This window comes from Accumulibacter sp. (assembly GCF_029255285.1).
In the GTDB taxonomy this organism is placed as follows: domain Bacteria; phylum Pseudomonadota; class Gammaproteobacteria; order Burkholderiales; family Rhodocyclaceae; genus Accumulibacter.
Window position 1 is genome coordinate 1 of sequence record NZ_JAPUVI010000084.1, and the last position, 5,062, is coordinate 5,062.

Sequence of the window (5,062 nt, forward strand, 5' to 3'; positions counted from 1 at the left end):
CGGATTGGGCCTTCGTCAAGCGCTCGTCACGACAATCCTGGGAGGCGTGAATGGAGCGCGTAGTTGCCTACGTGGACGGGTTCAACCTGTACTTCGGACTGAAGCATTCCGGGTTCAAGCGGTACAAGAGAAGATGACCGACGTGAACATCGCCATCCAGTTGCTCCTCGACGCACTCGACGATGCCTTCGATGTCGCGCTGGTCATCTCGGGCGACAGCGACCTGACCACCCCGATCCATCGCGTGCGCCAGCGCTTCCCCGCCAAGCGAGTCATCGTCGCGTTCCCGCCGCGGCGGTATTCGAGCGAACTCAAGCGTTGCGCTAGCGGCTACCTAAGCATCGGCGAAGACAAGCTACGCGCCAACCAGCTTCCCGATTCCATCGTCAAGCCAAACGGCTTCATGCTGCAGCGCCCAGCCACATGGCGCTAAACCAAACAGAAAGCATCCTCATGCCTCACAACGACAAGCGTCTTATCGAGGTGGCCTTCCCCCTCAAGCAGACCTCGATCGACTCGGTGCACGAGAAGAACGTGCGTCATGGGCACATCTCCACGCTGCACATCTGGCCGGCGCGTCGGCCCCTGGCGGCTTGCCGTGCGGCATTGATTGCGACCCTGCTGCCCGATCCAGGCGACAAGGAGAAGCGCGACGAACTTCTCAAGCGGCTGGGCGGCACACTCAACAAGACGCTCAAGAACAAGAAGATGCCGAACGGCCGGGTCGAGGAGATCGAATCGCTGGAGACGACCGGCGGCGTCCTGCATTGGGGGCGCGAAACCGGCCCCGACATGGCCTGGTTTCGTGAGGAGATTCGCAAGACTTACGGTGGGCGTGCGCCACGCGTGCTGGACCCCTTCGCCGGCGGTGGCGCGATCCCGCTGGAGGCCATGCGTCTTGGCTGCGATGTGACGGCGGTCGATATCAACCCGGTCGCGTGGTTCATCTTGAAGTGCACGTTGGAATATCCGCAGAAGCTCGCAGGGCAAACCCGCTCGTTGCCACCGTTTGCCCTGCAGGATGCGGCATTCATGGCTGACTACTTCAAGGCCAGGGGACTGACGCCGGCCGAGATCAGGCGGCACCTGCGCGAGCTGGCCGCCGCACCGGCGCTACGCCCCGCAGCCCACACCCTTGCGTCAATCGATCGCGGCGAAACCTTGAGCCTGCTCGATCACCCGAAACTTGATCCTGCGCTGCTGAATGCCGACCTCGCCTGGCATGTGCGAGCCTGGGGTCGCTGGGTGCTGAAGCAGGCTCGTCGGAGTCTAGCGCGCTTCTATCCATGCTACGCAGAGTACTGCACGCTGAAGCCCTACGCACGGGTACCGCTGGATGTGGACGAGCCGCTCAAGCTCGTACCCCTGAACGATGCCGGCGAGCCTCAAATCGATCTGCTCAATACAGGTTTCGACGCCGACCACATGGACAATCCGGCCAAGCCGCGCTGGATCAGCAAACCGACCGTCGCGTATCTCTGGGCGCGTACGGTCCGCTGCAAGGCTTGCCGGGCAGAACTGCCGCTGCTCAAGACCCGATGGCTTGCCAAGAAGGACGACAAGCGCGCCGTGCTCACGATCCGGTTGCGCGCAGACCGGAGTGGGGTGGAGTTCGGGATTGACGTCAGCGCCAAGGTCCAGGGCGGCAACGCCGCGCAGCGCCGCGAGTACGACAAGAAACTCGGGCAAGGAACGATGAGTCGATCGGGAGTCACCTGCCCATGCTGCGGTACCATCATGACGATGGAAGACCTTCGGTTGGAGGGACGCGCCGGCCGACTGGGTAGCGTAATGACGGCGGTAGTCATGAATGGGCCAAAGGGGAAAGAGTATCGGCTACCGACCGCGCACGAGATCGATATGGCGCGTGCGGCAGAAGGTGAATTGGAGCGGGCGTTTGCTGAGGTACCGTTCGGCTTGCCCGTGGAACCAACGCCCAAGGGTGGCGCCGGGGCAGCAAGGGCATTCTCAGTTGATGGTTACGGGCTCGACCAGTGGCAGAAGCTGTTTACGCCCCGGCAACTGCTGGGCCTCAGCGGCTTGTTGCGTGCGACGCGCCGATTGCCGGCGCGGCTCCTGGAAGAGGGTTTGCCAGTGGCGCAGGTTGAGGCCATCAGTGCTCTCGTATCCACGGTGCTCGATCGGATCGCCGACCGCGGCAGCGCCTTGTGCTCGTGGACGGTTGGTTACGACCAGATCCGCAACACTTTCGTGCGCTTTGCGCTGCCGATGAACTGGGACTTCGCGGAAACCTCCGTGCTTGCGGATGCCTCCGGTGGCTACCCAGGCGGAATCGAATGGCTGGCGCAATACGTCGAGCATGCGGGCCGGTTCGCGCTGGATGCGCCAGTGCCCACGATAGCCCTGAATTCGGCAGCAAGGCCGGTGGCGGGCGAGTTCGATGTTGTCGTCACCGACCCACCCTACTATGACGCGATTCCGTACTCCGACCTGATGGATTTCTTTCACGTCTGGTTGCGGCGCACGCTGAATGGGCTTTCGCCACAACTAGACGAAGCCTTCGCCGAGCCGCTTGCGCCGAAGTGGGACCATGCCGCCAACGATGGCGAGCTGATCGACGACGCATCGCGTTTCGGCGGCGACAAGCAAGCCTCGAAGCGCAACTACGAAGCCGGTATGGCAGCGGCGTTCAAGACTTGCCATGGCGCGTTGCGACCGGAAGGACGGCTCGTCATCGTGTTCGCCCACAAACACCCCGATGCGTGGGAAACTTTGGTGTCGGCCATTATCCGCGCCGGATTCGTGGTCGATGGATCGTGGCCCATCCAGACAGAACGTGAGGCCCGCACGCGCTCGCTAGCCTCGGCCGCGCTCTCGTCCTCCGTCTGGCTGGTCTGCAAGAAGCGCGACCCGCTCGCCCGAGCCGGCTGGGACACGCAGGTACTCAAGGAAATGGAGGCCAGCATCACGACCAGGCTGCGCGACTTCTGGGACGCCGGCATTCGCGGGCCGGACTTCATCTGGGCCGCCACCGGTCCGGCGCTGGAGTCGTACAGCCGGTATCCGGCCGTAAAGAAGGTATCCGAGGCGGGTGCTCTGATGTCGGTCACCGACTTCCTCGGCCACGTGCGGCGCATCGTGGTCGACTTCGTCGTCGGCCGCGTGCTGTCGCATGGTCAGGGCGAACCCACTTCCGGAGACCATCCGCTGGACGATGTGACGACCTACTACCTGTTGCACCGCAACGACTTCGGCCTGAAAGAGGCACCGGCCGGTCCGTGCATCCTCTACGCGGTGTCTTGTGGCCTGTCCGAGCGCGAGCTCACTGACCAGTACGAATTGCTCGCGCGCAGCGGCAGCTCGACAGCGGCAGAAGACGAAGAAGATGCCGGAAACGAAGAGGACGGCGATGCCGACGAATCGCCGTCTTCGGGCGGCGGCGGCAAGTACAGGCTCCGGGACTGGCGCGCTCGCAAGCACCGCTCGCTCGGGATGGAAACGGCCAGCGGCCGGGCGATTCCGCTCATCGACCAGGTGCACAAGCTGATGCAGCTCTGGGTGGCCGGCGACGTCGTCACGGTCAACGCGTTTCTGGACAGCCGCGCGTTGCGTCGCAGCCAGGTGTTCATCCAGTTGATCCAGGCCTTGATCGAGAAGAGCCGCGCCGAGGGCTGCACGGAAGAGTGCTCGCTCCTGGAGCGCTTGCAGAACTACCTGCGCTCGGTCGGCAGCACACCGCAGCAGGCACTGGCGTTGGGAGGGTGATCCGATGACATCATGGAACTATCCGGGGTCGCGCTGGTGGAAGTTCGATTTTCACACGCACACGCCGGCATCCGCCGACACCTACTGGGCGAAGAACCGCGCCGATCTTTCGCCCGAGAACTGGCTGCTTGGCTACATGGCCTGCGGAATCGACTGCGTGGCGGTGACCGACCATAACAGTGGCACATGGATCGATGCGCTGAAAGCCGCCTATGGCCGGATGGAATCCGCGCGGCCGCAGGGCTTCCGCGAACTGACGATCTTCCCTGGGTTGGAGATCTCGGCCAACGCTGGCGTGCACGTGCTGGCGATCTTCGACCCCGGCCGCACCACCGCAGACATCGACACGCTGCTGGGCGCCGTCGGCTACCAGGGCAGCAAAGGCGATAGCGACGGGGTGACGAGCAAGGGTGTGGCCGAGGTGATTCTCGCCATCATCGACGCGGGCGGCATCCCGGTGCCGGCCCATGCCGATGGGGCCAAGGGCCTGCTGCAGTGCCGGCCGGATTCCACCGGTCCGGCGCTGGATGCCCACACCCTGCGGCAAGCGCTGGAGGTCGAAGGACTGCTGGCCGTCGAGTGGTGCGATCCGAGGCAGCCGTGGCCGCAGTGTGCGGAAAGGCATCGCTCAAGTCTGGCCGCCGTGCTTGGTAGCGACTGCCACAGCTTCCAGGGCAGCAAGGTGCCGGGCAGCACATTCACCTGGGTGAAGATGGCGGCTCCCACGTTGGAGGGCCTGCGGCTGGCGCTCCTGGACGGCAACGGCGTATCGGTCCGGCGCAGCGACGAAGGCGCGTTCGACCCCTTCCGCGTGCCGGCGCACCTGATCCGTGCGATCGAGATTGACCAGGCTCACTACATGGGCAACGGCCAGCCGGCCCGGTTGGATCTCTCGCCGTTCTTCAACGCCATTGTTGGCGGACGCGGCACCGGCAAGTCCACCGTGGTGCACGCGCTGCGCCTGGCCACGGCGCGTGCCGACGAACTGCACCGGCTGGCTGACGATGCCGAACCCCGCAGGCGCTTCGCCGACTTCTGCAAGGTCGCCAAGGGACGCGACGGCGAGGGCGCGCTGCGCGAGAATACCGAGATTCGGATCGAATGGCGACACGACGGGGGCGACAGCCGACTGGTGTGGCGGCAAGGCGGCGGTGTCGAGGCGCAGGAGGCGGATGGCCGGGGCGCCTGGCAGACGTCGACCAGCCAGCACAATCTTGGCGCACGTTTCCCGCTGCGCCTGTTCTCGCAAGGCCAGATCGCCGCGATGGCCGGCAGTGGTCGGCAGGCGCTGCTGGCGCTGATCGACGAGGCGGCGGGCGTGGCACCGCTGCAGGAG

Annotated in this window: 2 protein-coding genes and 1 pseudogene; all 3 read left to right on the forward strand. The window is 64.8% G+C overall.

Annotation, left to right across the window (positions count from 1 at the left end):
• Positions 1–133 precede the first annotated feature (133 nt).
• Positions 134–433 (forward strand): NYN domain-containing protein, encoded by a 300-nt coding sequence (locus Q1M07_RS09315; protein WP_288130293.1) that lies wholly within the window; start codon positions 134–136, stop codon positions 431–433.
• Positions 434–453: 20 nt separating this feature from the next.
• Entirely contained in the window at positions 454–3,726 is a 3,273-nt protein-coding gene (locus Q1M07_RS09320) for a DUF1156 domain-containing protein (protein ID WP_034913414.1), read from the forward strand.
• A 4-nt stretch (positions 3,727–3,730) separates the two neighbouring features.
• Positions 3,731–5,062: pseudogene (locus tag Q1M07_RS09325) on the forward strand (chromosome segregation protein SMC); the annotation flags it as partial.